This is a genomic window from Roseomonas sp. WA12, assembly GCF_054165765.1.
On the sequence record NZ_JBSTUI010000002.1, the window covers coordinates 155713 to 182402 of the forward strand.

Below are 26690 nucleotides of genomic sequence, written 5' to 3' on the forward strand. Positions count from 1 at the left end.
AGCTCAGCGCTTCTCCTACACAGCAGGACATCGAGATGGGACCCGACATAAACCATTGCCGCGCCACCTTGTCCGTCGCGCCGGGCCACGCTTTATGAGCGCGCGCACCTTCGACGCCATGATCATCGGCGCGGGCCAGGCGGGCCCATCACTCGCCGGGCGGCTGAGCGATGCCGGCATGAGGGTGGCGATTATCGAGCGCCACCTGGTCGGCGGCACCTGCGTCAACACGGGATGCAAGCCGACCAAGACGCTGGTCGCCAGCTCCTCCGCCGTGCACACGGCGCGTCGCGGTGGCGACTACGGCTTCACCACCGGCGGGCCGATTCAGATCGACATGCCGGCCGTGGCGGCGCGGGCCCGTAAGGTGATCCTGGACTCGCGGGCGGGCAACGAGGCCTGGATAGCCAGCATGGCCAATGCCGAGCTCATCCGTGGCCATGCCCGCTTTGTCGGGCCGGACACTGTGGAAGTGGCCGGCGAGCAACTGACCGCACCACGCATCTTCATCAACGTCGGTGGCCGAGCCGTCGTCCCGGACATGCCGGGCCTTCGCGATGTGAAGGTGCTTACCAACACCGACATGGTGGCGCTGGAGGTCCTGCCGCGACACCTCGTCGTCATCGGCGGCAGCTACATCGGCCTCGAATTCGCCCAGATGTACCGCCGCTTCGGCGCGGAGGTCACGATCGTCGAGCGGTCCGATCGCCTGATCTCGCGCGAGGACGCGGACGTTTCGGCCGAGGTTCGGACGATTCTGGAGCTCGAAGGGATCGCCGTCCGCACAGGGGCGGACTGCATCGGCTTCGCCCGGCACGGCGACGAGATTGCCGTGTCGGTGCATTGCGATGGGAACAGTGCGCCGGTCATCGGCAGCCACGTGCTGATAGCCGTTGGGCGGCGTCCCAATACGGACGATCTGGGACTCAATGCGGCCGGCATCGAGACTGACGCCCGCGGCTACATCACGGTAGACGACTGCCTGCAGACCAACGTTCCGGGCATCTACGCGCTCGGCGACTGCAACGGGCGAGGCGCCTTCACCCACACGGCCTACAACGACTTCGAGATCGTCGCCGCCAACCTGCTCGACGGAGAGGACCGTCGTGTCAGTCGGCGGCTGACCGGCTATGCGCTCTACATCGATCCTCCGCTCGGGCGGATCGGGATGACAGAGGCCGAGGCGGCGCGGAGCGGCCGCCGACTGCTTCACGCGAAGCGCGCCATGACCCGCGTCGGTCGCGCCGTCGAGAAGGCCGAGACGCACGGCTTCATAAAGATCCTTGCAGACGCGGACACTCGGCGGATCCTGGGGGCGGCAATCCTGGGAACGGGCGGAGACGAGGCGATCCACGGCATCCTAGACATGATGAACGCCGATCAGCCTCTCGACGCACTGCGCTGGGCAGTTCCCATCCACCCGACCGTGTCGGAGCTGATCCCGACCGTGCTCCTTGATCTGCGACCAGCCACGTGAGGAGTACGGGCGCGATGCTCGTCCGGAGCATCCTACGCATAGTGATGCCGGTTGAGGGACGGAAGGACTTCGCCTCGATCGGCTGCATGATTGTGCCGGTGTAGGTTTTCGTTAACCAGGTCCTTCCTCCTTCTCGGTGCTGGCGCCTGGGTTGACCTAGGGCGCGGCTGGCGCGAGCCGGGGCTTATGGGTGAGAGAATGTTGCTGGCGCCGCTCGAGGGCGTCCGGAGGCATTGTCACGTTGGCGGCTGCTCTCCGGAGCTAAGCAGCTGGGCGAAGCTGGCGGGATGACGCCCGGCCTCGCCACCTATCCCGGATACCGCTTTCCCGCCGAGGTGATCCAGCACGCAGTTTGGCTCTACCATCTCTTCAGCCTCAATCTGCGCGATGTTGAGCTGATACTTGCCGAGCGGGGCATCCTCGTCACACTCGAGATCATCCGGCGCTGGGTGTTACGGTTCGGGAGCGACTTCGCAGGAGGGTTGCGTAAGCGCCGGCCGAAGCCAGGTGACACGTGGCACCTCGATGAGGTCTTCCTGCGCATCGGCGGTGAACTGCGCTAACTCTGGCGCGCGGTGGACCAGCACGGCGTGGTGCTCGACCTCCTCGTGCAGTGCCGCAGGAATGCGAGCGCCGCCAAGCTGTTCTTCAAGCGCCTGCTTGTCGGGCTGAAGTACAAGCCGAAACGCCTCGTCACCGACGGGATGCGCAGTTTCGGCGTGGCGCATCGCGAGGTGATGCCCGACGTGCGGCACCGGGCCAGCCGCTATCTCAACAACCGCGCTGAGAACTCGCACCGCCCGACACGCCGACGCGAGCGCCAGATGCAGCGGTTCAAGTCGCCTGTCCAGGCTCAGCGGTTCCTCTCGGCGCACGCCATGATCTACGGCCACTTCCGGCCGAGGCGGCACCTAATGACGGCGGCTCAGCACCGCCGAGCACGCGCCAAGGCCTTCCGGATCTGGCGCGAGGAAACGTGTGTCCAGATCACGGCATGATCCTCCCCGCCCTGCTACGTGCGGGCGAGCGCGCCATGGAACTCATCAACGTGACAATGCTCCTGACCGGCACCCACGGCATCGCCGCCGGTGCCCCCGCAATCGAGCCGAGCCGGCCACGGAGACACCGTTTCCGCGAACGCCCCCGTGCGTCCCAGCACCGGAGGAGGTCCGATGCCCGCCATTCCCGACACCGCAGCCTCTGATCGGTCCGGGGAGGCCATGAGCGTCATCGCGCTCGGGATCCTGACGCTGGCCCTCGCCTTCACCGTGCGCGGCACGCTCTCGCTCACCATGCCCGCCTGGCAGACGGAGGTCGGATGGTCCCGGGGCTTCATCTCCGGTACTGCAGCCTGTGCGCTACTAGTCATGGCCCTGCCTGCCCCCTTCGCGGGCGGGATCGCCTGGCGCTCAAGGCCCAGCTTCTGCGCCGTCTCGACAGAGGACCGGACGATCAACCCGGACCTGCAGCGCTTCATGGCGTCCCGCATGGGCGCCCGGACCGTGGAACTCCGGTCCAGCCATGTCTCGCTGCTCTCCCATCCACGGTCGATCGCGGATCTGGTCCTTGAGGCGGCCGGTCGTTGACGCACGGGGCCTTCGTCAGCCCTGCCCCTGACGCCGTCGGTACTCCACCGGCGTCGTTCCGACCCGCCTGACGAAGGCGCGCCGAAGCGTATCGGCGTCCCTGAACCCGCAGGCGCCGGCGACCTGCTTCGTGGCGATGCTCCCGTTCTCGAGAAGCCGCCGTGCGGCCTCGATACGCACGCCTTCGACATAGGCGGCTGGGGTCAGCCCCGTTTCGGACCGGAACAGGCGCGCGAAGTGACGCGGGCTCATACCGGTCCTGGCCGCGAGGCGCTCCACGCCGTGGCCCTCGGCGGGATGGGCTGCGACCCAGCGCTGGACCTCCTGCAGGGCGGAGCGGCCGACTGGCGCGCCAAGGCCGTGCCGGCTGAACTGCATCTGCCCGCCCCCGCGCTTGAAGAACATGACGAGTTGAGCCGCGACCTGCCTCGCCAGCTCCGCCCCCAGGTCCTCCTCCACCAGCGCCAGGGCGAGGTCGAGGCCCGCCGTGACCCCGGCGGCCGTCCGGAGCGGCCCGTCGAAGATGAGGATGGCGTCCGGCTCGACCCTTGCTCCGGGGTAGCGGGCGGCGAGTGCCTCCGCCACCGCCCAGTGCGTCGTGACGCGCCGGCCCTCCAACAGCCCAGCCTGCCCGAGCAGGAAGGCGCCGCTGCAGACCGAGCCGTAGCGCCGGCACCGGCGCGCCGCACCCCAGACCCAGTCCGGGAGGCCGCTCACCCCCTCCTCCTCGTGCATCCGCGGCGCCCCGGCGACCAGCAGGGTGTCGAAGGCGGTCGGCTCTGCTTCCGTTGCGACAAGGTCGGGCAGGATCCGCCGGCCGGACGAGGTCTCGATCGGCCCTGGCCCGGCCCCGACGATGGCGAGGCTGTAGACTGACTCTCCGGTTTGGCTGTTCGCCTCCGCGAAGACGTCGAGAGGACCCGCCACGTCCAGCAACTGGACGCCGGGAACCGCGAGAACCCCTACAGAACGGGTCAAGAGACCTCCGTGGCAGCTTGCGTCCGCTGTTTGGCGGAAATCGCCGTTAAACGATGATTGCTGCCATTCCGCTGCCCTCGTAGCTCATGCCGGACCACCGGGCAAAGGAGATCCGATCATGGCCATCACCTGCGAGGCCGCCATTCCCGACAGCCACCTAGCGCGCGCGATCACGGAGTTCGTCCGCGATACCGAAACCGAGCTGCTCTTCAACCACTCGAGCCGCGTCTACGGGTTTGGCGCCCTGGCCGGCCTCCACCGCGGGCTGACCTTCGACCGGGAACTGCTCTACGCAGGCTCGATGTTCCACGACGTGGGTCTGATGCTCGCACACAGCAGTCCGGAGGAACGCTTCGAGGTGGACGGCGCCAACGCCGCCCGGGACTTCCTACGCTCCCACGGCGTGCCGGAGGAGGACGTCTACACGGTGTGGACGGCCATCGCGCTCCACACCACGCCCGGCATCCCCGCCCACATGCACCCCGTCGTCGCCCTCGTCACGGCGGGCGTCGAGATGGACGTGCTCGGCTTGACCTACGGGGAATATACCGACGCCGAGCGCGAGGCCGTCACCAACGCCTTCCCGCGCACGCCGGACTTCAAGGAAGACATCATCCAGGCCTTCTACGACGGCATCCGGCACAAGCCGGACACCACCTTCGGCAACGTCAAGGCCGATGTCATAGCCGACAAGGAGCCGGGCTTCCGCCGCGGAAACTTCTGCAGCGTGATCCGCAACTCCTGGTGGCCCGGGGGCGTGCATGCCCCGGGCTGCGCCTGCGGGCGCGTGTGATCCAGAAGGCGGCGATGTTCACGCCGCCGCCTCAGTCAGGACTACGATGCCCTCCAGCGGATTTCTTTCGGCGCTGCGGGAATAAGTCGGGGCGGCGGTTGTCACACCGAGACGACCGCGACGAAACGGAAGCGAATGATGCAGCGTCCCCGGCCACCCCTGATCTAGTCCACCGCGGCGATCGGCTCGGCCGTCCTCCTGCTGGCCGGCTGCTTCGCATGGAGTGCCGGCTGGGTCGGCGCGCCGCGCATCAGCGGTGGCGACGTCGTCGCGGCACTCGATGACAATGGCGGGGAGCATCCTGGCTATCGCCGTGCCCACGCGAAAGGAATCTGCTTCACGGGCGTGTTCGGGTCGAACGGGGCCGGCGCCGATCTGTCGGTGGCACAGGTCTTCCAGCGCACGACCTACCCGGTCATCGGTCGATTCTCGATCGGTGGCGGCAACCCGCTGGCCGTTGACGGGCGGAACGTCTTCCACTCGATGGCTCTCCTGATCAGGACAGAGAACGGCCAGGAGTGGCGCCTCGCGATGGACCACACGCCGATCTTTCCGGTCGCCGACGTCGCCTCTTTCGTCGCCCTCCAGCGCGCGACCACGCCCGATCCGAGCGACGTGACCGACAGGGGGACAGTCGCATGGACAGGCCCGCACCGGGCGATTGACGCGGGAAGGCTGGTCATGACCGCCGTCCGGCCCGAGGAGACCGGCACCTGCCGCGACCTCAACTTCGATCCGACCATCCTTCCGCCCGGGATCGACACCTCCGACGATCCGCTGCTGGCCGCCCGCTCGAAGGCCTATTCCACCTCCTTCACCGATCGCGCCGCCGAAGGGGCGGGCCCGAGCGCCGCGAGCGGGAACCTCGCGCAGAGGGCGCCCCGATGAGTCGCCTGTCGCCCGACTTCCACCCGGTGCTGCGCGCCCTCCACTGGCTCATGGCCGCGATGGTCCTCGCCATGCTGTTCATGGGCGTCGGCATGGTTTCCACCACCGGGCCGCTCTACCCGGCCCTGCTGGCACTGCACCGACCTCTGAGCATCGCGATCCTAGTGCTTGTTCTCATCCGTCTGCCGCTGCGCTTGGCCACCGGCGCACCGGCCTTGCCCCCCGACCTGCCGCGGATGCAGAGTCTGGCGGCGAAGGCTTCGCACGTCCTCCTCTACGCGAGCATGGTCACCCTGCCGCTCCTCGGCTGGGCCATGTTGTCTGCGGGCGGCTACCCTGTGCAGATGACGAAGGCGCTGATCCTGCCCCCAATCCTGCCGCACAACCTCCGCCTCTACACCGTGCTCCGCGCCATGCACACCGCGGTGGCGCTACTGTTCTTCGCGCTGATCCTCGCGCACCTGGGCGCAGCGCTGGCGCACGGGGTGATCCGCCGGGACGGCGTGCTCCGGAGCATGACTGTTGGGCACCGCGCTACTCGCTCCTGAGACGAGGCAAGGTCCTTGACGGTGCTGGCGAGCCAAGCGGCGGAGAGAGCCGGAGTCTACCGGCCGCGCCGGTCCGAAGCGTCCGCCCTACCGGGACAGAGCGGCGACGGATGTCCGGTTTGATGAAGCAGCCGAACAGGAGTGGTGAGCATGAGGCAGAGATTACAGCCCGATTTCCGGAATCTGACAGATATCATGGGACCACGGGTCGCTTTCATCACCCCCAGGGATGTCGGGGGCGAGTACTGTGTACTCAGGGCGAGCGTTCCCGCCGGTGTCGTCGTCCCGCTCCACAGTCACCCGGATCGCGAGGCGATGTGCATCCTCGACGGCCGAATCGAGGAATTTCACGGCGAGACCTGGCACAGCCATGGCCCGGGTGACGTTATAGACATCCCTGGTGACGTGAGGCATGCGCTCCGGAACACGTCGGGCCAGGACGTCACGCTTCTCCTCGTCAGCACGGCGCGGATAGGACGGTTCTTCGCCGAGATCGGGGAACTGGTTGCGACGTCGGGTGGTGCTCCTCCCACGCCAGCAGATCGCGGGGTTCGTCGAGGCGGCGCGACGATACGGCTTCTGGCTCGGCTCGGAGCAGGACAACGCAGCCGTAGCCCTGGCCTGAACTCAGACGTGCCCGTCGGAAGCGTTCTCAGTCGCCTCCGGCAACTCTCCCGAGCAGGTAGTCCGGGCGGCCTTCGTGCCGCGACTTCGGTGGGCGGGTCCGTTCCGCCGCGTCGTTACCCGGCTTGGCGCCGTTCAGCACGTCAAGTGCGACATACGATTCGGAAAAGGCCGCCGGGCATTCCGGCGGCCTTTCCCAACGGACGTCGTCCTGAGCCGGCGGCGGCAGTTCAGGCATGCTGGCCTTCGCCGCCCGTCGCACCGCTGTCTTCGAGAAAGTTGAGTGCGGCTTGGCCCTGGCTGGTGGGCATGCTGGCGAGCTGGGTGCGGCCCATGGTGGGCACCCAGGCGCCGTAGGCAGTCGCGCCCGGGGGCACCATCGCCCGCTCAGCCTGCGCGGCGCTCGCGCCCAGCGATACGCTCATCACGGCAGCGAGCGCCAGAGAACGGAAGGAGTTCATGGTGGACATGCGTTCAGCTCCTGAATGGCTTGCGCCGGCACTCTGTCGTCGTTTCTGGCCGGTCACGGGAACAAGACACCCTGGCGCGCCAGTTATTCCCGAGCGGCCGCGAGAATCCGCGCGACGGAGAAGCAGTTCGTGCTGCTGGCGAAGTCGCTCAGATCTGCGTCAGTCCGCCATCCACGACCAGTTCCGTGCCTGTGACGTAGGAGCCGTCCGGGCCTGCCAGGAACAGCACGGCGCTGGCGACTTCCTCCGCCCCACCGAAGCGACGGAGCGGCACCTTCGCCTCAGTGTACTCCGCGGCCTTCTGCAGGTCCTGCTGGCTCAGGCCCAGCTTGCCGGCGAAGGGCGTGCTGATCGGGCCGGGGCTCACGGCATTGACCCGGATCCCGCGCGGCGCGAGCTCGGCGCCCAGCGTCCGGGCAAAGGAACGCACCGCTCCCTTAGTGGCGGAGAGGATCGACAGGCCCGGCGTGCCGACCGCGTTCAGGTAGGAGGTGGTCAGCACGATGCTGCCGCCCTTCCCCATCAGCGGCGCCGCCTTTTGGATCGTGAAGAACAGGCCTTTGAAGTTGACTGCGAACTGCTCGTCGATCTGCGCCTCCGTCACCGCCTCGAGCGGTGCGGCGAGGCCGAGGCCGGCATTGGCGAAGAGGATGTCGAGCCGGCCGTACCGGTCCCGCACCGACTCGACGAGCCGGTCGATCTCGGCCAGCCGTCGCAGATCGGCCTGTAGCGCGACGCCGGTCCCGCCGAGGGCCGCCGCCGCCTCCCCGAGCCGGCCAGGATCGTTCCCGACCGCGACGACCTGCGCGCCTTCCCGGCTGAACAGGGCCGCCGTCGCGAGGCCGATACCGGAGGTGCCGCCCGTAACGAGGGCGACCTTGCCGCTGAGCTTCATGGAAGTTCTCCTGACATTCGTGGCTTGAAGTCGGAGCGCGCGTTCCGTGCCGGGGATATGGCGGCGGTGACAGACGGTCAGCAAACGGGATGATCTGCGCGGCCGGGATAGATAATCTTGACCGCATGCGCGCCCCGGACCACCTCAATGCCCTCCGCGCCTTCGAGGCCGCCGCTCGTCATCTGAGCTTTGCCCTCGCCGCCGAGGAGCTGAGCGTGACGCCGGCGGCCGTGGGCCAGCTGGTCCGCCGGCTCGAGGACATCCTCGGAGTCGAGCTGTTCCACAGGTCTCAAGCAGGGCCTGCCAGGCTGGTCCTGACCGAGGCCGCGAAGGCCGCCCTCCCGGACCTGCGCGCCGGCTTCGGGCACCTGTCTGCGGCCATGGACCGGCTGCACGCATCGCGGGAGCGCCGGACCCTCGCCGTCACGGTTCCTTCCGCCTTCGCCGACAAGTGGTTGCTGCCCCGGCTTGAAGGCTTCGGCCGCGTCCGGCCGGACTACGCGCTGCGGATCGACACGAGGACCGTCCTGGCCGACTTCGCGGCGGAGGCGATCGATATCGGCATCCGGTACGGCGCGGGCGCTTGGCCGGGGCTCACGGCGACGTATCTGGCGGGGGAGACGTTTTTCCCGGTCTGCAGCCCGTCGCTTCTGGAAAGGCCCCATGCGCTCGCCGCACCGGAGGGGCTGCGCCACCACTCGCTGATCCACGACACGTCGATGGCCGCGGTGCCGGAGTTTCCGACCTGGCGGGACTGGCACACGCGCGCCGGCCTTCCCGCGGCGGAGAGCGAGCGCGGCCTGCACGTCGATGACTCGGCGGCCGCGCTGCGCATGGCCATAGCCGGCCACGGCGTCACCCTCGGGCGCAGCATGCTGGTTGCGGAGGATCTGGCAGCAGGGCGCCTCGTCAACCCCTTCGGGCCGGTGCTCGATTGTCCGCTCGCCTACTACGTGGTGTGCCGGTCCGGGGATGCGGCCGATCCGGCGATTGTCGCCTTCCGCGACTGGGTTCTGGGCGAGGCCGGGAGCGACGGACAGGGCGCGGCGAGGAGCGGCCCGGCGCCATGAGCGAAACGCCGGGCTTCCGCGGTCCAGGGGCGCGCCCGGGAGAGCAAGCGCCTCCCCACGTGGTCTGCCACCGCGACAAGGCGCCCTCAGACTCGCCGCATCTGCTCCCGCCAGGAGCAAGAGATCTGCCAAAGGTTTGCGCCCAGATTCTACAGCTGCGGGCAAAGGGAATCGAAACCTAGGCCCCAGCCTTCACCCTCTAACTCTCCGATCAGGTGTTGGCACTCGCAGGCAAGACTGTGATCGGTCCGAATGGCTTCAGCTGCTCGAGCGTGGCGGCGCCATTTCGCGCCAGTTCGAGCCCGGCAACGGGGGTGCTCGCATATGCCGTCAGGAGACGGAATGCGCGGTCAGGTGCAGGCGCGGGTAACCGCGGAGTACAGCGCTCCAGTGCCAAGCCGGCTGGGTGCCGCCCGAGTAGATCGGCAATGCGCCGGAGGGCATCCGGCATGCGCCAGACGTCAGGCGGATTGGGCCGGTAGATCGGCGGCGCCGGCGTCCCCTGCCCCTCCATCCCCTCCAGCATGGCAAGCGTTGCCTCCGGGAAGGGGCGTTATTGCACAAACCTTGCAGGTAGGCCTGCATGAGCAAGGCATCGTCACGGGGTGAGCGGCGGAAGACCCGCTACCGGACCCGGACCTGGCGGGAGTATGACCGTGGTCTGATCGCCCGGGGCGACCTGACGGTGTGGCTCTCGCCGGATCTGGCGCTTCATCTCACCCTACCTCAACGGGACAGCGGCTTACCCGATTGAAGCCTTTTCACACGGGCTGGACCCATACCGGACGTCGCAATCAGCAGGCCGTTGCCGAAGGTCAGCGTGGCTAGGGCTTATTCACTCTCGGCTTACCGCTTGATGGCGATGCACTTGACTTCGGCCAGCAGGCCCGGCCGTGCCAGCTCGGATACGCCGATCACTGTCCAGGCGCATGTACTGCGCGGGAAAACGCGATCCTTCACAGCGCGGAAAACATCAAAGTGTTGGCTGAGGCTGACGTGGTACGTCGTCATATCCACGACGTCCTCGAAGCTGCAGCCAGCTTCCTCTAGCACCAGCCTGAGGTTCTCCCAGCAGGCCGCGAATTGTTCCTGGGGGTCTGCGATAACGTTCAGATGCTCGTCCCTGCCGACTTGCCCGGCGCAGAAGACGAAAGCTCCGACCTGCACGGCGGGCGCGTAGCCCGCGATCTCGACAATGCGTTCCATCTGCTGGGGAACGATAAGTGTGCGGTCGGTCACGCGGGCTGCCTTCATCCTACCTTTTTCAATCATTGAATTTCCCATCGCAGGCCATGCCACTCCAGCCGGACCCATTGTGGAACGCTGTCCATCCTACCTGGCCATCGGCCTTCCGGGAGGCTGCGCGCCAGCCCGTCCATTGTCTGCCAGAGGAGCCGTCCATTGCACCGCCCATTCATGAACGGCGAATACTTAACGCGCCGGGCGAACGTCGATTTTGCATGCGAGCTGGACATTACGGACGAGGACGGCCCTGGGGGTGCGTATGGAAAATTGGATTGTACTCGCTGGCCAACCATGCGGCCGAAGTCTCAGAGCTTACGGGCCGCCGCTCACAACCTCATCTCATCCCGAATCAGGTGCGCCACGGGCCGCAGCAGATCGCGGTCGCCGTCGGACATCACGCTGTAGCCGATCTGCCGGTTGATCCACGCGTAACCTTCAAGCGCCTGCAAATCGATGGGCTGCATCTCCGCCTCCCGCCCGAGCCGCATCGGGCGGACATAGAGCGTCATGCGGTCTCTCGCCGCGTTCTCGTAGATCAGCATCGCCGCTGCCCCGGAGACGGTGGACAGGACCCGCCCCCCAAGGAGGCGGTAGCCCACGGGCGCGAGATCGGGGAGGACCACGCGCCGGCCCAGCTTCTGTCCCATCCAGGCCGTCATCTCCGCCCGGTCGGTCGAGCCGACCTCGATAGCCCGCGCCGGGTCGTTGGCGAAGACACGGTAGGCCGAGGCGGATTCCAGGCCCAGCAGCGCGATCTCGTTAGGGGGCATCATTCGGTTGAACGGCATCATCCCGTGGCCGAACCAGCCGCCGGCGCCGCCCAGCCCCAATGCCAGCACGAGGCCGGCGGCGATCCTCCATTGGGCCACTGGGCGCGCGGCCCTGCGCAGCCGCGCCTCAGTCAGGGCAGCCAGGCTCAGGGATGGCGGCACTGGTTGCCGCAGCTTGAAAGAGAGGGCGTCGCGCAGCGTGGCGTCTTGGGCCCGCCAGGCTTCCACGCGCTGTCGCAGCCCGGGGTCGGCCGCTAGTTGGCGATCGACCTCGGCGCGCTGCCCGGCGTCGAGGCGGTCGTCGACATAGGCGTGCAGCAGCTCTTCGGGCAGGGGAGGTTGGATCATCGCACCAGCCGCAGCGCCGGGCGCCCGCGTCCTTCCATCTGTGCGCGCAGTGCGTCCCGCGCGCGGCTCAACCGCGACATCACGGTGCCCATGGGGATGCCCAGGATACCAGCGGCCTCGCGGTAATCAAATCCTTCTACGGCGACGAGCAGCAGCACTTGGCCCTGGTCAGCCGGCAGCCGGGCGAGCGCGTCGAGCATCTCGCGTGTCGCGCTCGTCCATTCCTGGCTCGGGGCCACCGAGAGATCGGCGCTGGCGAGGTCCACGGGCTGCCCGCGCCGGCGCAAGCTCCGCAAGCGGCTCACCGCCAGATTGTGCAGGATGGTGAAAAGCCAGGGGCGGAGCTGCGCGAGGACGCCGCCCTCGAACTCGGGGAGCCGCGCCAGGGCCCGGACGAGGCAGTCCTGCACCAGATCGTCGGCGTCCTGGTCGTGGCGCACCAAGCTCCAGGCATAGCGCCGCAGCGCCGGCACATGGCCCTCGATCTCGGCCAGCAGCGAAATTTGGTGTGGCAGCCCCTTCATCACCACGATCAACGCCCCTCCCGCCGCTTTATTCCCGAGGCAGGTCGAAAATTTTGTGCGGAATAAACCAGGCGCCGCGGCGTCCATGGGCCTGACGATCCACCGACGGAAAGGAACAACCCATGCAACGACGTATGCTGATGGCGCTGGCCGCCGCATCACTGGCCGGCGGTCTGCTGGCCAGCGGCACCGCCAGCGCGCAGAATCCTCCTCATTCGCCGCCTGGCCCTGCCCGGCTGCGCGGCACGCTCGAGGGCGTGACGGATACGAGCCTCACCCTCACCACCCGTGCCGGCGCCAGGATGACGGTTGCCCTATCACCCCAGCTCCGCGTGGCGCTCGTGCTCACCGCCCGGATCGAGAACATCCGGCCCGACAGCTACATCGGCACTGCGGCGACCGCGCCGCAGCCGGACGGCTCCCTCCGGGCGCTCGAGGTCACCGTCTTTCCGCCGGAGGCGCGCGGCACTGGCCAGGGACACTTCGCCTGGGATCTCGGCGAGGGCAGCAGCATGACCAACGGCACCGTCGGCAGCCTCGTCGGCACCAACGGCCGGACCATGGTGGTGAACTACGGGAGTGGCGAGAAGCGCATCGTGATCCCGGATGACGTGCCCATCGTCGCTGTCGAGTTCTCTGACCGCGCCGCGCTGAGGCCGGGCGCGAAGATCGTGGTGAACGGCCAGCGCGATGCCGGGGGAGGGGTGACCGCCGCCTTTATCCTGGTCGGCAAGGACGGGCTGACGCCGCCGATGTGAGAGTTCCCCGGCGGGGCGGGCGGGGGAATGCCTCCCGCCCGGTCCGCGCCGGTGCATTAGGCGATCCGGCTTCGGCCGGCAGCCTCCAACGAAGAACGAGCCCGCCATCCGACGCCGATCCGCCGTGGCCGGGCCGAAGGAGATTGCCGTATGACGCATCCGCTCCTGGTGCGGATCACGCACTGGATCAACGCCGCCTGCATGGTCGGCATGGTGATGAGCGGGTGGGGCATCTACAACGCCTCGCCCCTCTTCGGCTTCCGCTTCCCGGCCTGGGCGACGCTGGGGGGCTGGCTGGGTGGAAGCATTGCCTGGCACTTGGCCGTCATGTGGCTGCTGGTCGGCAACGGCCTGCTCTACGGGCTCTACGGCCTCCTGGCCGGACACTTCCGCCGGCGGCTGCTGCCCTTGCGGACTGGCGAAGTGCTGGCCGACATCGGCGCCGCCCTGCGGCTGCGCTTGGCGCACAGCTCAGGGGTCTACAACGCCGTGCAGCGTGCGACCTACCTCGGCGTGCTCCTCCTCGGCGTTCTGGTCCTTGCCTCTGGCTTGGCGCTGTGGAAGCCGGTGCAGTTGCACGAACTGGCCGGGCTCCTGGGCGGCTACGAGGCCGCGAGGCGGGTCCACTTCCTAGCCATGGCGGGAATCGTCGGCTTCACCATTGTACACCTCGTCATGGTCGTGCTCGTGCCGCGCACCCTTCCGGGGATGATCATCGGCCGCCCCCTGCCGGAGAAGGCCTCATGAAGGCCCGTCTCGACCTGCGCGACCACGGCCGCGCCCTGCGCAAGCTGGACCGCCGTATGCTGCTGCGCGGCGGCCTGTCCCTGGGATCGCTGACCCTGCTGACCGGCTGCAACCTGCAGGACGGCGACACCGTGGACAGGGTGCTCTGGGCCATGTCCCGCTGGAACGACAGGGTGCAAGCCGCGCTGTTCAACCCCCACCGGCTGGCGCCGGAATACACCGAAGCCGACATCACCACCCCGTTCCCCTTCAACGCCTTCTACCCGCTGGACGACGCGCCGGAGGTCGATGCCGACGACTACGCGCTGGAGGTCTCTGGGCTGGTGCAGGACCGCTCCTCCTGGCCGCTGGCACGGCTGCGCGCGCTGCCGCAGGTCAGTCAGATCACGCGCCATATCTGCATCGAGGGGTGGAGCGCCATCGGCCAGTGGGCCGGAGTGCCATTTCGGGAGTTCCTCCGGCGTGTCGGCGCCGACACGCGAGCGCGCTACGTCGGCTTCAAATGTGCCGACCGCTACTCCAGCAGCCTGGACATGGCGACGGCGCTGCACCCACAGACAATCCTGGCTCTGGATTTCGGGGGCTCCGCCCTGCCCTCGGCATACGGCTTTCCACTGAAGCTGCGCGTCCCGACGAAGCTCGGCTTCAAGAACCCGAAGCACATCACCTCCATCACGATCACCAACGACAACCCCGGCGGTTACTGGGAGGACCAGGGCTACAACTGGTTCAGCGGGTCTTGAGCGCCGAGCGGGCGAGCAGACGCGGCGCTTCGCGGGTTCCACCTCCGATCGCAGCAGCGCTGGATTCGGGAAAGCAGAGCACAACGCATTGGATCAGTCGTGTCCGTGAAGGTGCCTGTTAACCAGGACTGCGACGCCGATATTCTTCCATTGACAACCACCAGTCGTGTCAGAAGGTCGTCCTTTGCCCCTGTCAGCTGATCAGTACCTGCTCTTCATCTCTATCGTGACTCTGATCGTGGTCACGCCGGGTCCAAACCTGTTCCTGCTGCTCAGTATGCCAGCGGGTAGTGGGAGGTTCCGTGGCTTGGTCGCCACGCTCGGCGTCTGTGCCGCAATCCTGTCGCATGCGGCCCTGGCCCTGGTTGGCGTCGGAGCACTCATCGCCACCTCAGCCATTCTGTTCACCACTATTAAGGTTGTCGGCGCCTTGTATCTGATCTGGATGGGCGTGAAGTCGCTGCTGTCCCTCCGAAAGCCCGGCGGACTGGTGGTCACCCGTAGCGCCGGCGACGCGGCTATGTCCATGCCGAAGGCTTTCCTGCGCGGCTACGCCTCGAATATCCTGAACCCGAAGCCCGCGATCTTTTACGTCGCAGCTTTCCCCCAGTTCCTTTCGCCACATGAGCCCGGGTTCTACGCGACCGGCGGCTTGCTAGGCGTGACTCACGCGCTGATCGCGCTCGTCTTCTACGGCTCCATCGTGCTGCTGATGCAACGGCTGACGAGGCACCTGCTACGCCCCGGCGTTTCGCGCATCGTCAAGTCCGTATCCGGTGCAGCCCTCATCCTCCTTGGCGGACGGCTGCTCATGGCTCGCTCGCTTGTTTGATGAACTAGAATAACAACGAACAGGTACTCGCTGTCGTGGGCTGAGGTCCGCTTTGGATCGATCGTGGCGGTGGCTCTCCGACCTGAGCTGAATCCATACGGACAAGATGTGGGAACGGGCGTGATGCCTGCGAGCTGACCTCTGCTGTCCCTCATGGCCCCTTTCCGGACAGGAAGTATGATCACCCACGTCATGATCTGCAGCAACGACTTCGAGCGGGCAAAGACCTTCTGCGACGTCACCTTCGTCGCGTTGGGAGGCAGACCCGGCGAGATGGATGCTAGGGGAGGCTGTTCTACGCGCACCAGGGAGGGCGGTTGATGGTTACGACGCCGCTCAACGGCCAGCCGGCAACAGCCGCAAATGGTGGAACCATCGGCATCGCTGCCGCGATCCGGGACCATGTTTTCGCTTGGCACGCGGCTGGCACCACTCACGGTGGCACCGCGATCGAGAGCCCGCCCACGGAGCGCCCGAGCGGAGCCTTCGTCGCCTAATCTTCGCGACCTGGAAGGCAACAAGCTCACCGCTCGGACTCAGGCGACGACGTAGTTGCCCCAGCTGGTACCGGAGCGCCGTGTGGGCTGGAAGCGGACAACGGCGTCTCCCGGGTCCTCGTGAACGGTGGTCGAGGCCGTCGGGCGATCAACGGGTATCGGGTGCGTCGGGCCGGAAGGCCGTTGCGAACGCATCCATGACCGCGGACAGGGCTGATCCAGCGGGTCCGGGGGCGCGCAGCATCCACACGGCCCAGGGTGGCGGCGCGCGCGCATCGAAAACGCTGTGGTGCACGGATCGGCCAGGCAGTCTGGGTAGGCTAGGATCCTGAGGGGTAGACAGCCGGTCAACCTCCAGCAGAGCGGAGCTTGCCCTTCAAGGCCAATGCCGACCGTCGCCAACACATTCCGGAGCAGCGGTTCCGGGCGATGAACTGGGCGGAGTATGATGCGGCCCTACGCGGACGTGGCAGTTTGACCGTGTGGTTCACGGATGCGGCGATCGCGGCATGGAAGGCCGAGCCCTGGACCACGCGCGGCGGACAGCGGCGGTATTCGGCGCTGGCCAGCTCCACGGCCCTGACGCTTCGGGCCGTGTTCCGCCCGGCCTTGCGTCGGACCGAAGGTCTGATCGGCTCGATCATCGCCCTGCTCGGTCTCGACCTGGCTGTGTCGGACCACTCAACCATGTGCCGCCGGGCCGCCACGTTGGAGGTGCCGCAGCGCCAGTCCGGCACCCGTCCCATGTACCTGATCGTCGACAGCACGGGCCTGCAGCTATGTGGCCCTGACGAGTGGCTGGTCGAGAAGCACGGGAGCAGGGCACGCCGGTCATGGCGCAAGCTGCACAGCGGTGTGGACGCTGACACCCGGCGGGTCGTCGCGTCCACCCTGACGACGAACGATGTCGATGACGCCTCGCAGGCCGGTCCCTTGCTCGACCAGGTCGCGGACCCAATTGCCTTATTCACCGCCGACGGCGCTTATGACCAGGACGGCATCTACGCTGAGGTCGCTCCGCGGCATCCCGATGTTGCAGTGATCGTGCCGCCACGGTCCAGCACGGTGCCGAGCGCCACGGCCGAGACGGCGCCGACCAGGCGGGACCAGCACCTCCGGACCATCGCGGAGCGGGGGCGAATAGGCTGGCAGAAGGCGTTTGGCTGAAATTGGCGCGCCTTGGTCTAGGCGAACATCAGCAGGTTCAAGCACGTCATCGGCGGCGCGCTACGGTCGCGCACCGACAGGCGCCGCGCGACCGAGGTGGCCGTCGCTGTCAGTGTCCTGAACCGCATGCTTGAGCTTGGACGCCCGGACTATGTCCGGCTCGCGTGATCCCGGCCCCGCCGCTCGCCGACTGCGCCTCCAAGCTGGCCCGTGCAACACAGTCTCCTCACGCTGATTTCCGCAACAGAGCCGTTGTTGGGGCCCATCGTCGGTGAGGCCTTCGAAAACGCTTTGTCAGATAGGCCACGTTCGGGAAGGATTCAGATGTTACTCCGTTCCGTCACCGCCACCCACGTTATTGAACCGAGGATGTACATTTTTGCGAATGTACGATCGACCTCTGTCGGACCACATGCTCGCCGATGACAAACGCAACACTGATTGTCACCTGCAGTGGCGGCACATATTTCGATCGCGACTACTATGTCGACGTTCACCTGCCCCTGGTGCTTGCCTGCTGGCAGCGGCATGGACTGGAGAGTGCCGCAGCTTTCTTCCCCCGGGACGCGGCTACAGCGGATGTTACTGTGGGAATATACCGGTTTCGCAATACAGCTTCGCTGCATGCGGCGCTCGCATCCGCTGATACGGAATCCGTGATGGCGGACGTTCCTCGCTTCACCGACGCCACCGTGTCCCGCAGCATCGGCGCCCCGCTCTGACGCTCAGACGCTCAGCCGCTACTCGCGGCAGGGGCCAGGGATCTCCCTCCAACATTGAAAGAATAGGCACGATGGAACTTTCGGATCACACCGTATTCGTTGTCGGCGGCAGCCGCGGCATTGGCGCCGCGATCGTGCGGCGTTTTTCCGCAGCCGGCGCAAAGGTGGTGTTCACCTATGCCGCTTCCACCGAAACGGCCGTCGCGCTCGCCGCCGAGACCGGCGCGCAGGCGCTCCGGGCAGATGCCGGAGAACGCGATCGGCTCATCTCGGCTATCCGCGACGCCGGCCCGATCGACGTTTTCGTCTACAATGCTGGTCTGCTGGTGTTCGGCGATCCGCTGACGCTCGCCACCAATGATGTCGACCAGATGATCGACGTAAATGTTCGTGGTGCCTACTTCGGCAGTGTCGAAGCGTCACGGCTGATGCCCGACGGAGGTCGGATCCTCGTCATCGGGTCCGACACCGCCGACAGCATGCCGTTTCCCGGGCTCGCGGCCTACGTGATGACCAAAGCGGCGATGCAGGGCATGGCGCGCGGCTTGGCGCGCGACATGGGCCCGCGCGGCATCACGGTCAACGTGATCCAGCCCGGTCCGACCGACACCGACATGAACCCGGCCAAAGGTCCACGGGCAGCCGGTATGCTCGCGGAAATGGCCATCAAGCGCTACGGCACGGCCGACGAAGTTGCAAGCCTGGCAATCTATCTCGCCGGCGCGCAGGCGCGTGGCATCACAGGTGCCATGCACACGATCGACGGCGGCTTCGCCGCCTGAACCGCCGAGCACGGGACATGGAAGTGGCTTGTGCTTCGTCCATGCCGGGCACTGGCGGCTGTTCGGCACGGCAACCGATCGTGATCAATATGTCGCACGGTCCGTCCCAAACCTCCAACCGAGGTTCCAGCAGCCGAGATGACGGAAGGACGCACATGAACCAGGTCATCGTCTACGTCACGTACCAAGGCGAGCCCGGGACGCGGATCGACCGACGCTACTATGTCGATCACCACCTCCCACTCGTGTTGCGAAGCTGGGCGTCCGATGGCCTCGAAGGCCTTGCCGCCTTCTTCCCTGCCGTCGATCAGGTCGGAGTTATCGCCCTCTGCGAGCGCCGCTTCCGCGACGAAGCCGCGGTCGATGCAGCGTTCCGCTCGCCCGAAGCGCCTGCGGTGATGGCCGATCTGCCCCGCTTCACCGATGTCGTGCCGATATGCGCGCGGGCCGTCGCCCTTTGAAGGAGTTTAGCATGAGCACGCCCTACGCACCCTGGACGTCGTCGCCGGCCCGCACCGTTCGACGCGGCCATTTCTGGGTTCCGGGTGAGCGCGTCTCAATCAGTGGCAAAACCTATCAGCGTGGGCCGATGTTCGTGGAGTGGGAGGCGCCCGTGCAGGTGACCCGTCGCTGGCCGGTCGTCCTGATGCACGGCGGCGGCTTCCAGGGCACCGAGTGGCTGGACACGCCCGATGGGCGTCCGGGCTGGGCCCAGCGGCTGGTCGAGGCCGGCTACGCGGTGCTGATCATCGACCGGCCTGGTCACGGCCGATCGCCCCTGCACGTCGAGACGACCGGGCCGATGGGGCCGCCCTTCTCCTACGAGGGTGGCCGGCAGATCTATTTCCCGGGCAACGATCCACGCCACACCCAGTGGCCGTTCGCCCACGACGACGAGGCAGCCATGGACGAGTTCATCGCCGGCTACGGCCCGCTGCCGGACGATCTCGAAGCCGCAGAAACCATGGATGCCGACCGCACCGCGGCGCTGCTGGACCGGATCGGGCCTGCCATCCTGATCACCCACTCCGCCTCGGGGCCGGATGGCTGGCTGGTGGCGGATCGCCGGCCGCAGCTGGTGAAGGCCATCGCGGCGATCGAGCCGATGGGACCGCCCTTTGCCGTAATCCCCAACATCGGGCCGATGCGCTGGGGTGCCACGGCGGCGGCGATGCGCTTCGATCCGCCCGTGACCGACCCGCAGGTGGTGTGCGACGCAGCGTCCGGGACGCTGCGGCTTCCAGCCCTGGCCGAGCTGCCGATCCTCATCGTTACCGCGGAAGCCTCCGCCTTCGCAGCGGCGAGCCCGCCTACAGCGGATTTCCTGAACGCCGCAGGCGCCTCGGCGGAACTGCTGCACCTGCCCGATCACGGCGTGTACGGCAACGGCCACGGCCTGATTTACGAGAGGAACTCGGACGAAGCTCTCGCCCCGGTGCTGGCGTGGCTGCAGCGGAAGACCGAAGGCGAGCTGGCTCAACCGGCGCCGCTCCCGCCAGCACCGCAGAAGGGCGCCGGTACTCGACCGTTCAATGTCTGACACTGCCACCCCGTGTACCGGAGAGCGGAGCGGCAGCCCTTCTGTGAATTCGACCTAGCCGGCCTTTCCTCCTGCGGCCGCGCGCTCGGGAGGTAGGCGTTGATGCTGCCGATGACCAAGTACTTGCTCGCCGACCTTTTCGTGCAGGCGGAGTTCGGCCCATCCGGGCCGCAGATCATGCGGTCGCGTTTACGAGGTGGCCCGATACGGTCGCAATAAATGCACGAAGACGCTGAAGACGCCGGAGATCCCGGTGGTATCCCATCCAGATGTCTCGCGCTGGTGGCAGTGTAGGTAGTTCCAGTCTGCGAATACCCGGGATCTGATTGCCGACCACGCGGGGCAGGACAGCGATGCCGACTCCTTGCCTGCACATACGCCCCTGGACGTTGCGGTTGTTCGACCGCAGGACCGGTTTTGCGTTGGGAAAACTCTCGATGAGCCACGCGATGTCAGGGAAATGGCCCGTGGATGGGGTGATCAGCCGGAAACCAGTCCCATCGCCATATTTGGGATCAGGCGCCTCCTCGGCGATGTAGGCGCCGTATTCGAGCCTGACGAGCCGCCGCTGAACGATATCAGCAGTGTCGAACGGAGCGCCACGAAAAGCCACGTCGGCCTCCCGCTGAGCGAGGCTGAACCGGCGCGTGCCCGTTAAAATTTCGACGTCGACATTGGGGTAGGCGTTCGCGAAATCCGCCAAGATGGGCGACAGGACGTACGCCCCGAACCAGTCCGTGGATGAAATGCGCAGATTGCCGTTGAGGTTCTGCTCCTGCCCCGCAAGCCGGCGCTCCATGGCCAGCGCGCCTGCTTCCATCTGCTCCGCCAACGCGATGATCCCGTGGCCCTCTTCGGTCAGGACAAGGCCGTCCACAGTTCGCTGGAAAAGCGTGTGACCGATCGCCTGCTCAAGTGCGCGCAGACGCCTACCGACGGTCGGATGGCTCGTCTGAAGAGAACGCGCGGCGCCGCCGAGCGTGCCGGACCGCGCAACAGCAAGAAAGATTTTGACGTCACTCCATTCCATAGCGACACCCACCCAGAACTGAACGCCGAGAGTACAGTCCTGTCATTTGAAGAACAAATCCAAGCATCCAGATTCCCGCTATCGTCTGGAAGCAAGTTCTTCTGCGGGTTTGCCGGACCCACAAGGGCGGTCGCTTAGGTGGAGGAAACGTGAGCTTAGCCATGCAGTCCGAGGAAGCTCGTCCGGACAGACCAGAGAGATTTTGTTGAGCGGTCGCAAGACGCGGCGGTTCGCTCCGGTGCTCGCAATGAGAACTTAAGCTCGGATCAAACGTCAACATCGGCCTGGAACATGATCATGATCACAACTTTGAAGGGGTTTACCCAGCAGCTAGTGCCGGTGAACGGCATCCAGATCAACGCTATCACGGGAGGCTCAGGCCCACCGATCCTTCTGCTTCACGGCTGGCCAGAAACATGGTGGGAATGGCACAATGTGATGCCGCTGCTGGGCGAGCATTTCAGCGTGGTGGCCATGGATCTGCGCGGCGCGGGCTTTTCCGACTGCCCACTCGACGGATATGACAAGGCGACAATGGCGCGCGACGCGCATGCGGTCATGGTTGCCCTTGGGCATGATCGCTACGCCGTGTGCGGACACGACATCGGCGGAATGGTAGCCTTGCCGCAGGCCGCCATCTATCGCCAGGCTGTTACCCACCTGGCCGTCCTCGACGTTCCGCTTCCAGGCTGGACCGGATGGGAGGCGGTAACTGCCAAGCTCTGGCACTTCAGCTTCCACATGAACCGGGATCTGCCCGAGCGCCTGATCCACGGTCGTGAATATGACTATGTTTCGGCCTTCATGGCAGAACGGTTCTACGATCACAGCACTTTCAATCCGGCGAACATCGAGACCTATGCCAAGGCGATGGCACTTCCTGGCCGCACGCGCGGTGGCCTGGAGTGGTATCGCACCCTCGCCGCCGACCATGCGGCCGCGCTCGAGTACAAGAAACAGCAGCTTGACATACCGGTGCTTGGCCTGGGTGGGGACCAGCGCTTCGGTGCGCAGATGGTTCCGATGCTCAAGGAGTTCGCCATAAATGTGACGGGCGGCTCAATCGCGCGATGCAGCCACTATGTCGCGGACGAGCGGCCGGATGAAGTCGCGGCCGCTCTGATTGAATTCCTCAAGGCCAATTAAAACTCCTCGCCCGCGCCGTCATGGGCCGGGCGGTTCAACCAAACAAGAATGGAGACTGTCATGACCGCACCCGTCATCCGCGGCGTCAATCATATCGGCATCACGGTGCCCGACATTGAAGCAGCGAAATTGTTTCTGGTGGAAGCGTTTGGCGGCCAGGTGATTTATCAGTCCTTCGGCCCGCCGGAGCCGCCGCGGCAGGGACCCGAATTCGAGCGGGCTGTCGGCGCCTTCCCCGGAACCGTCGTGCGTGCGCAGGCGATGGTCAAGATCGGCACCGGACCTGACATCGAACTCTTCGAAATGCATGGCCCCGAGCAAACCCCGCCGGTCCGGGCGAGCGACTTCGGCATCACGCACTTCGGTCTCTACACCGACGACATCGAGGCATCGGTCGAGCGCTTCGAGAGGGCCGGTGGTACTCCCCTCACCGTGCCGCGCGCAATTCCTTATACAACCGAGAAGGGACCTGGAAACAAGGTCTGTTATTGCCGCATGCCGTGGGGCACGACGATGGAGTTTATCACCACGCCGGACCGCATGGCCTATCATGGCCAGACGGATTTGCGCAGGTGGCAGGACGAAGACTAAGCAGCGCGAAAAGGGATCCGCGTCCAACTGCTCCGCCGTGCCGAATCGGTGCGGGGGTGCGTGTTCAGATCCGGGCGGAGCTGCGCACTATCAGCTGCTCACGGTCGCGACGATGAGATCGATGAACTGCCGGAGGCGTGGCTCCAACAAGCGCCGGCTCGGATAAACGACCGTGATCTCGGCCTCCTCCGTCTCAAAGCTCGAGAGAATCTGCACAAGGCGGCCTGCCTCAATGTCTTCGGCGGCCAGGAACGCCGGCAGTAGGGCTACGCCGAGGCCTCGGACCGCTGCGTCGCTAAGGGCCTCGCCGCTGTCCAGCCGCAGTCGGCTCCGGAACGAGGCCGTCGTCCAGGGGCCCTTCCCTTGCCGGGGCACCGTCAATTTGGCCGGCCACCAGCTTGCTCGAGCTGCGTACCGCCGGTTAGTCGGGCGGGATGAACGCCTCCGCCACCTGCACTAGCTTTGCTGGGTATCGTTTCCCGGCTGAGATCATCAGTCAAGCAGTGTGGCTGTATCTCCGTTTCCTGCTCGGCTTGCGGATGGTCGAGGACATGCTGGCCTTCCGCGGCATCGTGGTCAGTCACGAAACACTGCGACAGTGGGGCCGCAAGTTCGGCCAGGCTTTCGCCAATCAGATCCGGCGCCGGCTGCCCCGGGCCGGTGACAAGTGGCACCTGGACGAGGTCGTCCACAAGATCAACGGCGTGACGCATTGGCTTTCGCGCGTCGTCGACCAGACCGGGATGGTGCTTGACGTGCTGGTGCAGAGAAGGCGCGAAAAGCAAGCTTCCAAGTGGGTATTCAGGAAGCTGTCGAAGCGGTAAATTCGGCCACCGCGGGTCATGATCACCGACAAGCTGGCGAGCTAAAGCGCGGCGAAGAAGGACGTGATGCCTGCTGTGGAGCACCGCCAGCATGAGGGGCTCAATAACCGGGCCGAGAACTCACATCAGCCGACGCGACGTCGGGAACGGCAGATGAAGCGGTTCAAGTCAGCAAGCCAGGCACAGCGCTTCCTCTCTGCCCATGACGGGATCAACAACCTCTTTCATTTCCGCCGCGACCACGTCACTGCTAGCGAGTACCGCGCTGCACGGGCGCACGCGTTCGAGATCTGGGCCGACATCAGCGGAGTCACCGCGCCGGCTTGATCGCCCCTACTCCCGCTGCCGACCAGGCAACCTCGTTGCCCTGGGGCCAGCAAGTTGACGGTACCCCATCAAAACTTCAGCTGTTCCACGAAGACCACGCCGCGCAGGTTTTCTACCAGCCCGGACGTGCTGGATACCTTGTCATCACCTTCAGCGAGCTGACGATGAAGGCGGACGGCAAGCGGTTCTAGGGAGATCGCCCTCTACGGCAACTCAGCATCTCAGCAATTGGCTTCGTGCATAAGCGGCCGCGCTGGTTCAGCGACGACTTCATGAGCCAGTCCATGGCTGCAGCTGTCCCGAAGGTGGCTGAGCATGCCGAGCGGATCACCTTCGGGTTCTCGATGGGGGCCTACGGCGCCATCCGGCACGCAGCGCGGCTTGGGGCGCGAACCACGATCGCCTGCTCACCCCAGTGGAGTATCGAGCCTGCCAAGCTGAAGGGCGTGGGGCAGCCTTCCGCAAAGCGCTTTCGCGAAGACAGGGACGTCTGGATGGAGCTCAACTCCTTCTCCACAGGCGGGCGGCTCTACCTTCTGTATGACACCTATGATCGACACGATGCGCGGCACGCAGCGAAGGTCCGCGAGCACATCGGTCAGACAGTGCTCATCCCGATGCCGTTCGTGGGGCACGGCTCCGTCAAACCGTTTGCCAATACCCCGATGATGGCGGCGTTCCTTGAGGCCGCCCGCGCCCACGATAACGAGCTCGTGGTTCGCCTCGCGCGTCACGCAAAACGGCGCCACTCTCAAAGGAAGGAGCTTCTGGAACTCCGCCTTGGAGCAAGGCAGCGCAAGGGCGCGGTTTCACTCTAAAGCAGGCTAGTCTACCTTTAGCAGGCCGGAGTATTAACACCATGCTGATCCCGTCAGTCCCGCCCTGAGCATGCCCCGGAACACCGCATTCCGCGCCGCCACGGGCAGATTTGGTCGCGCTTCCACCAGCGGTGCCGGGTGTCGCGCGGCCGACTTGAGGATTGGCGCCTGAGTGGGAGAGAGCGGCTTCATCATGGTCGGAGTACCTGGGTCAGACCCGGTCATCGGGTTCTAGGACCCTGAACACTGACAAGGGGCGGTCAGGGTGGCACGGGAGGGGAGTGCCTCACCGCGCCGATGCTTTGCTCTGTTCGGCACTTGCGGCCAGAGCTGAGCAGCGTGCTGTGCTAGAGACTATCAAGCCAACTCCAGGTTCCAGAAGACGAGCATCTGATCCGCGATGACGCCCCGGATATTGGAGCGATACCCGGTGACGGGCTTGTAGCCGCCCAAAGGAATCGAGAAGGCTTCCTCATTCGAGACCCGTTGCAGTTCAGCCGCAATGCCCATCTGCTTGGCCGCATCCGTCTCGAAAGCGAAGGCGTCTCGCAGTCGCTCCAACTCCTCGCTTTCTGCCCATCCGATATAGCCCCGTGAGCCGCGGCCATCGAGGTTTAGGTTGATGACTGGATTCATCAGGTCAAGGTTGGACCAGATTCCCCAAGCAACGCCCCAGCCGCCCTGGTCGACCGGCACGTTGCGGTTGCGGCGAGCGAGGAGGCTGTTCCAGTCCATGCTGTCCACCTGCACGTTCATCCCGATCGACCGTAGGAGCTGCTCCGTCACCGGCGCGAGAGCGCTCCCCGACGGAAGATCGGCAGGATGCAGGATGACGACCTTCTCGTTGTTATAGCCACTCTCCCGCACCAGTTGCCTTGCTTGTTCAAGGTCACCACGGGGGCCGGGAACCGTCGCAGCGTAAGGGGATTCGCAGGAGAGCACCGAGTTACAGGGCTCGGCCAGCGTGTCGTCTCCAATCTGCGCGTCCAAGTAGTCCTTCTGGCTTACCGCCATCATAACGGCTTGCCGCACCTTCCGGTTGTTGAAAGGCGCCTGGGCACTGTTGAAGCGCATGAGCATGAAGTTGCCGACACCGCGTGGCTTCAGCACCACCTCTCGGTTGCGCCGCATCAGGCCCATGAGGTCCGACGGAACGTTCTCCATCACATGCACCTCGCCCACGAGGAGGGCATTGGCGCCGGTCTGGGCGTCGCTGATCTCCATCCACTCGATGCGGTCGACCTTCGCCACCTTACCGCCGGCGAGGCCCGTGGCAGGCTCCGCACGGGGCGAGTAGCCTTCGAAGCGCTCATAGACGACCCGGTCACCAGACCGGTACTCGGCGGCGATGAAGCGGAAGGGTCCGGAGCCGACCACCTCGGTGATGCGCTGGTCGGCCGGGATGTCGGCAATGCGCTTCGGCATGATGAACGGCACGGGGCCGCCGGGTTTACCCAGCGTCTCTAGCACCAGCCCGTAGGGACGCTTGAGCACGAGGCGGAAGCGCTCGGCATCCACCGCCTCCAGCCGCTCCGTCACGTTACGCAGCCGCGTGCCCATGACGTCCCGCGGCATCCAGCGATTTAGAGAAGCCAGGACATCGGCGGTGGTGACCGGCGTGTCGTCGTGGAACTTGAGCCCAGGACGCAGGCGAAAGTCGTAGGTCAGCTTGTCCGAAGATGCCGACCACTCCCCCACCATTTGAGGATGGGGCTGGCTCTTAGCGTCGAGCGCGAAAAGCGTGTCGTAGACGAGGTATCCGTGGTTGCGGGTGATGTAGGCCGTGGTGGCATAGGGGTCGAGCACGCCGAGGGTCGCGTGCATCACGGCCTTGATAACCCGCTTCCCGCCGGTGCGCGGCTGCGCCCACGCCTCCGTTGCCGCCATGGCGGCGGCGAGACTCGCCGTTCCCTGCAGAATAGCGCGGCGCGTGCTGTTCATCGACATGGA

At 66.0% G+C, this 26690-nt stretch carries 28 protein-coding genes and 5 pseudogenes; 23 read left to right on the forward strand and 10 right to left on the reverse strand.

Annotated elements, in window-relative coordinates; all coding sequences use genetic code 11:
* The first annotated feature begins 94 nt into the window (after window positions 1-94).
* The 3 genes and pseudogenes from ACVBD7_RS23170 (at window position 95) to ACVBD7_RS23180 (ending at window position 3063) form a co-directional block, all read left to right on the forward strand.
* On the forward strand, window positions 95-1477 hold the full coding sequence (locus ACVBD7_RS23170; protein ID WP_458097880.1) for an FAD-containing oxidoreductase: 1383 nt from the start codon (window positions 95-97) through the stop codon (window positions 1475-1477).
* Window positions 1478-1764: 287 nt separating this feature from the next.
* Window positions 1765-2475 (forward strand): annotated as a pseudogene (locus ACVBD7_RS23175) (IS6 family transposase).
* Between the two features lie 222 nt (window positions 2476-2697).
* Window positions 2698-3063, forward strand: coding sequence for an alpha/beta fold hydrolase (locus ACVBD7_RS23180; RefSeq protein WP_458098361.1), 366 nt, complete (start codon window positions 2698-2700; stop codon window positions 3061-3063).
* 15 nt (window positions 3064-3078) lie between these two features.
* On the opposite strand, the gene ACVBD7_RS23185 is transcribed toward ACVBD7_RS23180, so the two are convergent.
* Window positions 3079-4041: a GlxA family transcriptional regulator gene (locus ACVBD7_RS23185; RefSeq protein WP_458097881.1), complete on the reverse strand. Its 963-nt coding sequence runs from the start codon at window positions 4039-4041 to the stop codon at window positions 3079-3081.
* A 118-nt stretch (window positions 4042-4159) separates the two neighbouring features.
* Here ACVBD7_RS23185 and ACVBD7_RS23190 point away from each other — a divergent pair, with 118 nt between their 5' ends.
* The 4 genes and pseudogenes from ACVBD7_RS23190 to ACVBD7_RS23205 form a co-directional block, all read left to right on the forward strand.
* Window positions 4160-4834, forward strand: a complete 675-nt coding sequence (locus tag ACVBD7_RS23190; RefSeq protein WP_458097882.1) for an HD domain-containing protein — start codon at window positions 4160-4162, stop codon at window positions 4832-4834.
* Window positions 4835-5083: 249 nt separating this feature from the next.
* Window positions 5084-5722: a catalase gene (locus ACVBD7_RS23195; protein WP_458098362.1), complete on the forward strand. Its 639-nt coding sequence runs from the start codon at window positions 5084-5086 to the stop codon at window positions 5720-5722.
* Window positions 5719-6270, forward strand: coding sequence for a cytochrome b (locus ACVBD7_RS23200; RefSeq protein WP_458097883.1), 552 nt, complete (start codon window positions 5719-5721; stop codon window positions 6268-6270). Before ACVBD7_RS23195 ends, ACVBD7_RS23200 begins: the two co-directional genes overlap by 4 nt.
* A gap of 315 nt (window positions 6271-6585) precedes the next feature.
* Window positions 6586-6669, forward strand: a pseudogene (locus tag ACVBD7_RS23205) (hypothetical protein); the annotation flags it as partial.
* A 253-nt stretch (window positions 6670-6922) separates the two neighbouring features.
* On the opposite strand, the gene ACVBD7_RS23210 reads toward ACVBD7_RS23205, so the two are convergent.
* From ACVBD7_RS23210 to ACVBD7_RS23220, 3 genes are all read right to left on the reverse strand, one after another.
* A complete protein-coding gene (locus tag ACVBD7_RS23210) occupies window positions 6923-7132 on the reverse strand; it encodes a hypothetical protein (protein ID WP_458098395.1) in 210 nt (69 codons plus the stop codon).
* Window positions 7125-7364, reverse strand: coding sequence for a hypothetical protein (locus ACVBD7_RS23215; protein WP_458098396.1), 240 nt, complete (start codon window positions 7362-7364; stop codon window positions 7125-7127). The genes ACVBD7_RS23210 and ACVBD7_RS23215 overlap by 8 nt, the downstream gene beginning before the upstream one ends.
* Window positions 7365-7512: 148 nt before the next feature.
* Entirely contained in the window at window positions 7513-8259 is a 747-nt protein-coding gene (locus tag ACVBD7_RS23220; protein ID WP_458097884.1) for an SDR family oxidoreductase, read from the reverse strand.
* A gap of 125 nt (window positions 8260-8384) precedes the next feature.
* On the opposite strand from ACVBD7_RS23220, the gene gcvA reads away from it, so the two are divergent.
* Window positions 8385-9329: a transcriptional regulator GcvA gene (gcvA, locus tag ACVBD7_RS23225; RefSeq protein WP_458097885.1), complete on the forward strand. Its 945-nt coding sequence runs from the start codon at window positions 8385-8387 to the stop codon at window positions 9327-9329.
* A gap of 583 nt (window positions 9330-9912) precedes the next feature.
* A complete protein-coding gene (locus ACVBD7_RS23230) occupies window positions 9913-10083 on the forward strand; it encodes a hypothetical protein (RefSeq protein WP_458097886.1) in 171 nt (56 codons plus the stop codon).
* Window positions 10084-10175: 92 nt separating this feature from the next.
* Here the strand turns inward: ACVBD7_RS23230 and ACVBD7_RS23235 are convergent, their stop codons facing one another.
* The 3 genes from ACVBD7_RS23235 to ACVBD7_RS23245 all read right to left on the reverse strand — a co-directional run bounded on the left by ACVBD7_RS23235 (window position 10176) and on the right by ACVBD7_RS23245 (window position 12222).
* Complete coding sequence (locus tag ACVBD7_RS23235; RefSeq protein WP_458097887.1) at window positions 10176-10568, reverse strand: RidA family protein; 393 nt, start codon at window positions 10566-10568, stop codon at window positions 10176-10178.
* Window positions 10569-10900: 332 nt separating this feature from the next.
* Window positions 10901-11692 carry an anti-sigma factor family protein gene (locus tag ACVBD7_RS23240; protein ID WP_458097888.1) on the reverse strand — a complete coding sequence of 264 codons (792 nt, stop codon included), beginning with the start codon at window positions 11690-11692 and terminating at the stop codon, window positions 10901-10903.
* Window positions 11689-12222 carry a sigma-70 family RNA polymerase sigma factor gene (locus ACVBD7_RS23245; RefSeq protein ID WP_458098363.1) on the reverse strand — a complete coding sequence of 178 codons (534 nt, stop codon included), beginning with the start codon at window positions 12220-12222 and terminating at the stop codon, window positions 11689-11691. The genes ACVBD7_RS23240 and ACVBD7_RS23245 overlap by 4 nt, the downstream gene beginning before the upstream one ends.
* A gap of 116 nt (window positions 12223-12338) precedes the next feature.
* On the opposite strand from ACVBD7_RS23245, the gene ACVBD7_RS23250 reads away from it, so the two are divergent.
* The 10 genes and pseudogenes from ACVBD7_RS23250 (at window position 12339) to ACVBD7_RS23295 (ending at window position 20004) form a co-directional block, all read left to right on the forward strand.
* Window positions 12339-12974, forward strand: coding sequence for a hypothetical protein (locus ACVBD7_RS23250; protein ID WP_458097889.1), 636 nt, complete (start codon window positions 12339-12341; stop codon window positions 12972-12974).
* A gap of 150 nt (window positions 12975-13124) precedes the next feature.
* Complete coding sequence (locus tag ACVBD7_RS23255) at window positions 13125-13721, forward strand: cytochrome b/b6 domain-containing protein (RefSeq protein ID WP_458097890.1); 597 nt, start codon at window positions 13125-13127, stop codon at window positions 13719-13721.
* On the forward strand, window positions 13718-14464 hold the full coding sequence (locus tag ACVBD7_RS23260) for a molybdopterin-dependent oxidoreductase (RefSeq protein ID WP_458097891.1): 747 nt from the start codon (window positions 13718-13720) through the stop codon (window positions 14462-14464). Before ACVBD7_RS23255 ends, ACVBD7_RS23260 begins: the two co-directional genes overlap by 4 nt.
* Window positions 14465-14702: 238 nt before the next feature.
* Window positions 14703-15296: a LysE family translocator gene (locus tag ACVBD7_RS23265; RefSeq protein WP_458098364.1), complete on the forward strand. Its 594-nt coding sequence runs from the start codon at window positions 14703-14705 to the stop codon at window positions 15294-15296.
* Between the two features lie 177 nt (window positions 15297-15473).
* Window positions 15474-15848 (forward strand): annotated as a pseudogene (locus tag ACVBD7_RS23270) (VOC family protein).
* 374 nt (window positions 15849-16222) lie between these two features.
* A pseudogene (locus ACVBD7_RS23275) lies at window positions 16223-17128 on the forward strand (IS5 family transposase).
* A 254-nt stretch (window positions 17129-17382) separates the two neighbouring features.
* Window positions 17383-17682 carry an EthD family reductase gene (locus tag ACVBD7_RS23280; RefSeq protein ID WP_458097892.1) on the forward strand — a complete coding sequence of 100 codons (300 nt, stop codon included), beginning with the start codon at window positions 17383-17385 and terminating at the stop codon, window positions 17680-17682.
* Window positions 17683-17753: 71 nt separating this feature from the next.
* Window positions 17754-18464 (forward strand): SDR family oxidoreductase, encoded by a 711-nt coding sequence (gene bdcA / locus ACVBD7_RS23285; protein WP_458097893.1) that lies wholly within the window; start codon window positions 17754-17756, stop codon window positions 18462-18464.
* 155 nt (window positions 18465-18619) lie between these two features.
* Complete coding sequence (locus tag ACVBD7_RS23290; RefSeq protein WP_458097894.1) at window positions 18620-18925, forward strand: EthD family reductase; 306 nt, start codon at window positions 18620-18622, stop codon at window positions 18923-18925.
* Window positions 18926-18936: 11 nt separating this feature from the next.
* Entirely contained in the window at window positions 18937-20004 is a 1068-nt protein-coding gene (locus ACVBD7_RS23295; protein WP_458097895.1) for an alpha/beta hydrolase, read from the forward strand.
* 175 nt (window positions 20005-20179) lie between these two features.
* Here ACVBD7_RS23295 and ACVBD7_RS23300 read toward each other — a convergent pair whose 3' ends face one another.
* Window positions 20180-21034, reverse strand: a complete 855-nt coding sequence (locus tag ACVBD7_RS23300) for a LysR family transcriptional regulator (RefSeq protein ID WP_458097896.1) — start codon at window positions 21032-21034, stop codon at window positions 20180-20182.
* Window positions 21035-21331: 297 nt separating this feature from the next.
* On the opposite strand from ACVBD7_RS23300, the gene ACVBD7_RS23305 reads away from it, so the two are divergent.
* Together ACVBD7_RS23305 and ACVBD7_RS23310 are read left to right on the forward strand one after the other, a co-directional pair.
* Window positions 21332-22180 carry an alpha/beta fold hydrolase gene (locus ACVBD7_RS23305; protein ID WP_458098365.1) on the forward strand — a complete coding sequence of 283 codons (849 nt, stop codon included), beginning with the start codon at window positions 21332-21334 and terminating at the stop codon, window positions 22178-22180.
* Window positions 22181-22240: 60 nt separating this feature from the next.
* Window positions 22241-22771, forward strand: coding sequence for a VOC family protein (locus ACVBD7_RS23310; protein ID WP_458097897.1), 531 nt, complete (start codon window positions 22241-22243; stop codon window positions 22769-22771).
* 90 nt (window positions 22772-22861) lie between these two features.
* Here ACVBD7_RS23310 and ACVBD7_RS23315 read toward each other — a convergent pair whose 3' ends face one another.
* On the reverse strand, window positions 22862-23146 hold the full coding sequence (locus ACVBD7_RS23315; RefSeq protein ID WP_458098366.1) for a LysR substrate-binding domain-containing protein: 285 nt from the start codon (window positions 23144-23146) through the stop codon (window positions 22862-22864).
* A gap of 59 nt (window positions 23147-23205) precedes the next feature.
* Between ACVBD7_RS23315 and ACVBD7_RS23320 the strand changes: the two are divergent.
* Window positions 23206-23922, forward strand: a pseudogene (locus ACVBD7_RS23320) (IS6 family transposase).
* 236 nt (window positions 23923-24158) lie between these two features.
* Entirely contained in the window at window positions 24159-24740 is a 582-nt protein-coding gene (locus ACVBD7_RS23325) for a hypothetical protein (RefSeq protein ID WP_458097898.1), read from the forward strand.
* A gap of 357 nt (window positions 24741-25097) precedes the next feature.
* Here the strand turns inward: ACVBD7_RS23325 and ACVBD7_RS23330 are convergent, their stop codons facing one another.
* Complete coding sequence (locus tag ACVBD7_RS23330) at window positions 25098-26687, reverse strand: ABC transporter substrate-binding protein (protein ID WP_458097899.1); 1590 nt, start codon at window positions 26685-26687, stop codon at window positions 25098-25100.
* Window positions 26688-26690: the final 3 nt, after the last annotated feature.

Coding starts and splice junctions, on each gene's coding strand:
- ACVBD7_RS23300 (WP_458097896.1), bottom strand. CDS start 21,034: ATGGAATGGAGTGACGTCAAAATCTTTCTTGCTGTTGCGCGGTCCGGC.
- ACVBD7_RS23250 (WP_458097889.1), top strand. CDS start 12,339: ATGCAACGACGTATGCTGATGGCGCTGGCCGCCGCATCACTGGCCGGC.
- ACVBD7_RS23305 (WP_458098365.1), top strand. CDS start 21,332: ATGATCACAACTTTGAAGGGGTTTACCCAGCAGCTAGTGCCGGTGAAC.
- ACVBD7_RS23170 (WP_458097880.1), top strand. CDS start 95: ATGAGCGCGCGCACCTTCGACGCCATGATCATCGGCGCGGGCCAGGCG.
- ACVBD7_RS23230 (WP_458097886.1), top strand. CDS start 9,913: ATGAGCAAGGCATCGTCACGGGGTGAGCGGCGGAAGACCCGCTACCGG.
- ACVBD7_RS23190 (WP_458097882.1), top strand. CDS start 4,160: ATGGCCATCACCTGCGAGGCCGCCATTCCCGACAGCCACCTAGCGCGC.
- gcvA (WP_458097885.1), top strand. CDS start 8,385: ATGCGCGCCCCGGACCACCTCAATGCCCTCCGCGCCTTCGAGGCCGCC.
- ACVBD7_RS23260 (WP_458097891.1), top strand. CDS start 13,718: ATGAAGGCCCGTCTCGACCTGCGCGACCACGGCCGCGCCCTGCGCAAG.
- ACVBD7_RS23240 (WP_458097888.1), bottom strand. CDS start 11,692: ATGATCCAACCTCCCCTGCCCGAAGAGCTGCTGCACGCCTATGTCGAC.
- ACVBD7_RS23310 (WP_458097897.1), top strand. CDS start 22,241: ATGACCGCACCCGTCATCCGCGGCGTCAATCATATCGGCATCACGGTG.
- ACVBD7_RS23220 (WP_458097884.1), bottom strand. CDS start 8,259: ATGAAGCTCAGCGGCAAGGTCGCCCTCGTTACGGGCGGCACCTCCGGT.
- ACVBD7_RS23200 (WP_458097883.1), top strand. CDS start 5,719: ATGAGTCGCCTGTCGCCCGACTTCCACCCGGTGCTGCGCGCCCTCCAC.
- bdcA (WP_458097893.1), top strand. CDS start 17,754: ATGGAACTTTCGGATCACACCGTATTCGTTGTCGGCGGCAGCCGCGGC.
- ACVBD7_RS23180 (WP_458098361.1), top strand. CDS start 2,698: ATGAGCGTCATCGCGCTCGGGATCCTGACGCTGGCCCTCGCCTTCACC.
- ACVBD7_RS23290 (WP_458097894.1), top strand. CDS start 18,620: ATGAACCAGGTCATCGTCTACGTCACGTACCAAGGCGAGCCCGGGACG.
- ACVBD7_RS23215 (WP_458098396.1), bottom strand. CDS start 7,364: ATGTCCACCATGAACTCCTTCCGTTCTCTGGCGCTCGCTGCCGTGATG.
- ACVBD7_RS23255 (WP_458097890.1), top strand. CDS start 13,125: ATGACGCATCCGCTCCTGGTGCGGATCACGCACTGGATCAACGCCGCC.
- ACVBD7_RS23295 (WP_458097895.1), top strand. CDS start 18,937: ATGAGCACGCCCTACGCACCCTGGACGTCGTCGCCGGCCCGCACCGTT.
- ACVBD7_RS23280 (WP_458097892.1), top strand. CDS start 17,383: ATGACAAACGCAACACTGATTGTCACCTGCAGTGGCGGCACATATTTC.
- ACVBD7_RS23210 (WP_458098395.1), bottom strand. CDS start 7,132: ATGCCTGAACTGCCGCCGCCGGCTCAGGACGACGTCCGTTGGGAAAGG.
- ACVBD7_RS23330 (WP_458097899.1), bottom strand. CDS start 26,687: ATGTCGATGAACAGCACGCGCCGCGCTATTCTGCAGGGAACGGCGAGT.